The organism is Microvirga tunisiensis, from assembly GCF_009296175.1.
Classification (GTDB): Bacteria; Pseudomonadota; Alphaproteobacteria; order Rhizobiales; family Beijerinckiaceae; genus Microvirga; species Microvirga tunisiensis.
The window spans coordinates 1-3,274 of sequence record NZ_VOSK01000518.1; the positions used below are offsets into that span (position 1 = coordinate 1).

The 3,274-nt window shown below is 63.0% G+C and carries 2 protein-coding genes and 1 pseudogene; 1 reads left to right on the forward strand and 2 read right to left on the reverse strand.

All coding sequences use genetic code 11. From position 1 onward, the window contains the following. The first annotated feature begins 135 nt into the window (after positions 1-135). Positions 136-1,647, forward strand: a complete 1,512-nt coding sequence (locus tag FS320_RS40495) for a calcium-binding protein (RefSeq protein ID WP_162003628.1) — start codon at positions 136-138, stop codon at positions 1,645-1,647. On the opposite strand, the gene FS320_RS40500 is transcribed toward FS320_RS40495, so the two are convergent. Then, a complete protein-coding gene (locus FS320_RS40500) occupies positions 1,644-2,120 on the reverse strand; it encodes a transposase (RefSeq protein ID WP_342211973.1) in 477 nt (158 codons plus the stop codon). The genes FS320_RS40495 and FS320_RS40500 overlap by 4 nt on opposite strands. Positions 2,121-2,348: 228 nt before the next feature. Further along, a pseudogene (locus FS320_RS40505) lies at positions 2,349-3,149 on the reverse strand (IS110 family RNA-guided transposase); the annotation flags it as partial. Positions 3,150-3,274 lie beyond the last annotated feature (125 nt).

Sequence of the window (3,274 nt, forward strand, 5' to 3'; positions counted from 1 at the left end):
ACTTCGCATCTGGTACCGAGGCCCCGTCCAATGGGGATCAATCCACTTGCAGATCCCGCACCGCTTCGAAGTGCCGTCACAAGAGACGGCAGGCCAACCGGTCAAAATCACTGTGTCGAGGATCTAGCCGAGGGCTTGGATACTTATGGTCCAATCCTGCTCAACCTGACCACTTCTCCCGAGGCCGGGCTTGCGGGCTTCCCGAACCCGACGGGCGCTTCGTTCTTGTTCTCGCAGACCTACGATCTGTCCGACCCCAGCAATGGCGAGCTTGCCAAGCTGTTGGATGACGTGTCGCTCAGCCGGCGCGAGATCGTCCAGCACGGCAAGTCCGTCCTCGAAGGCCATGGCCAGGGCACTGTGGGCGAGGTGGATGGCACGGCAGGCTACAAGCTCGTGCTGCCGATCGCTTCCGGCGAGATCCGGGAGCTGTCCTATAAGAACGCCCTTGCGTCCTTCCAGGCAGCGCTCTCGGTCAAGCTTCGCGCAGCTGTTGTGGGGGATGGAGGGAACGACGTTCTGCGCGGCACGGGTGCTGACGACAACCTCAATGGTGGCGGTGGCCGCGATGATCTTTCGGGCCGGGCCGGCGACGACTACCTGAATGGTGGCTCAGGCCGGGATGTACTTTCTGGCGGGTCCGGTGACGACTATCTCGATGGTGGCCGCGACAACGACCGGCTGTTCGGCCACTCAGGCGAGGATCATCTTTTCGGTGGATCCGGCAGCGATGAGCTGACCGGCGGTTCCGGTCATGATCACCTCTACGGTGGCTCAGGCAACGACCGGGCGTTCTTCAATGTCTCGACGGACGGTTCGGACATCGTCAATCTTGGCGCGGGGTCCGACATCGTCAGTGTCAGTGCGGCAACGTCCCGGCAGATCCACCTGACCTTTACCAGCGCGGAGGTTGGCAATGGAACGGCAACAGATGCCGGTACGATGACCAACCAGGATGGCGGGCTGGCCGTACGCCTTCAATCCGAGACCAGCGTAGGTGATCTCACCGGCGAGATCAGTCGCTTCGACGATGAGGGCATCACGTTTGTTGCCGCAAGGCCGGGCCTCACCTTCGACGTGCGAGACCTGGTCTCGGGAACTGCCCGTGGCGACCAGTTCGAGGTGGTCAGCCTCGGCACGAAAGCCGCCGACACTCTCACGGCCGTTCGATCGGGTGATGCGTATTACTTCAATGCCGGGATGGGCAACGACCGGGTAACAGGAGGGCGTGACAGCGACTTTCTGGTGGGCGGTGCGGGCACCGACACGATGGATGGGCGGGGTGGTAATGACCGGTTCATCGCCGGCGCGGGCAACGACGTGCTCACAGGAGGATCCGGCGACGATACGTTCATCTTCAACGCAGCCTTCGCAAGCAATGTCGATAGGATCCGAGACTTCCGTGCGAGTGATGACACGCTTCAGCTGGACAACGCTGTGTTCATGGGACTGACGGACGGAGCTCTGAATGCAGGCGCCTTCGCGCTCGCGAGCGCGAAGGCTGAAGCTGACGACCGGGTCATCTACGATCAAGGGACAGGCAACCTGTTCTTCGATGCCGATGGTGGCGCAAGAGACAATCAGACGCTGTTTGCGACCCTGACCAACAAGACCAGCATCACGGTGAGCGACTTCTTCGTCATCTAAGTAGGTCGCCAAAAGTTCTGCAACAGCTTTCTGAGCCAGAAGTGTTTGGATGCCATGCCGGCCTTGCGACGTGCTTGTTGCGGCGTCAGCGTCAGCACCCAGGCTGCGGCATTGGCGGCGAGGGCATCGATTGAGGCCGCCTGCCGATTGGCTGCAATCAGCCGCTTGAGGTCGCGCCAAAGCTGATCCATCGCGCTCAGTTCGGGCGTCTGCCGGGGCAACCACACGAACCGGATGCGCAACCGGGTCGCCTGGGTCTGCGGCGCGGTGTGGGCGCTCGCCCGATCAGTCAGCAGCCAGAGCCAGCCGGCGCCGCGGTAGCGGCGCCGCAGCGCACGCAGGAACGCCTGGGCATCGGCCTGACCGGCGTGGGAGCAGATCAGCACCACCCGGCGCGCGCTTTGCAAGTCGATCGCCCCATATGTGGACGGCCCCCTGCTTGCAAGGGTGTTGAACAGAATTTTGGATCGGATCGTTTGCGGTCATATGTCCGGCCTGTTGTTGCGGTCGCACCTGACCGCGGCCAAGATGGCTTCCGCGACACGCGTTCCAAACAAACTGGCGGCCTGTCACTGCCGTGGGGCGATGCGGAGTTTCGCGTGTCTTGGATCGATCGATCACACCATCTGCTCGTGTTCTTGCAAGTCCGGCATCAGATCAGCACGGGAGAGTTGCGGGTTGTTCCCGTGTCCGACTGATCTCTATCCTGCGCACGCCACCTCGGTCGATGCTGCTTGCGCGCGATAGCATTCACCCGACACCATCAGCTTCCAGGCAATCCGGGCGATCTTGTTGGCCAGCGCCACCGCAACCAGCTTCGGCGGCTTGCGCTTGAGCAACGCGATCAGCCAGGGCGACGCCCTGCCGTGTCTCCGCCGCGCATGCCGGATGACAGCGGTGGCGCCGACCACGAGCACGCTGCGCAAGGCCTCGTCCCCGGCGCGGGTGATCACGCCCAGCCGGACCTTGCCGGCGGTGGAGTGATCCTTGGGTGTCAGGCCAAGCCAGGCGGCGAAGTGGCGGGCCGATCGGAAGATCTCGGGGGCCGGCGCCTTCATCACCAGCATGGAGGCGCCGATCGGCCCGATGCCCGGGATCTTGGCCAGACGTCGGCTGCACTCATCGGCCCGATGCCAGGCCATCAGCTTGTCTTCGACCTCCTCCAACTGCGCCTGCAGCTGCGCGTATTCCGTCTCGTGGATCACGAAGAGCTCCCGCGCTAAGGCTGGCAGCGTATCGTCCGCTTTGATCCGCTCCAGCAGCGGCTCGATCCGGCAGATCCCCTTGGCGGCCACTAGGCCGAACTCCGCCGCATAGCCGCGGATGGCATTGGCGAGTTGGGTGCGCTGGCGGATCAGCCGGTCGCGCAAGCCTATCAGCATCAGGGCGGCCTGCTGGTCTGCGCTCTTGACCGGCACGAAGCGCATGGTCGGCCGGCTCATCGCCTCGCAAATCGCCTCGGCATCAGCGGCATCGTTCTTGCCGCGCTTGAGGAAAGGTTCACATGAGGAGCATCGGATCAAGGTCGAAATGCTTCAGTTCATGTAGTTCTCCATTCCGGTTTCCGGATCACAGGTCCGAGCCCGTCCTTCAAGCACGTTTTTGCACTGCGCGCTCAAGCTCACAT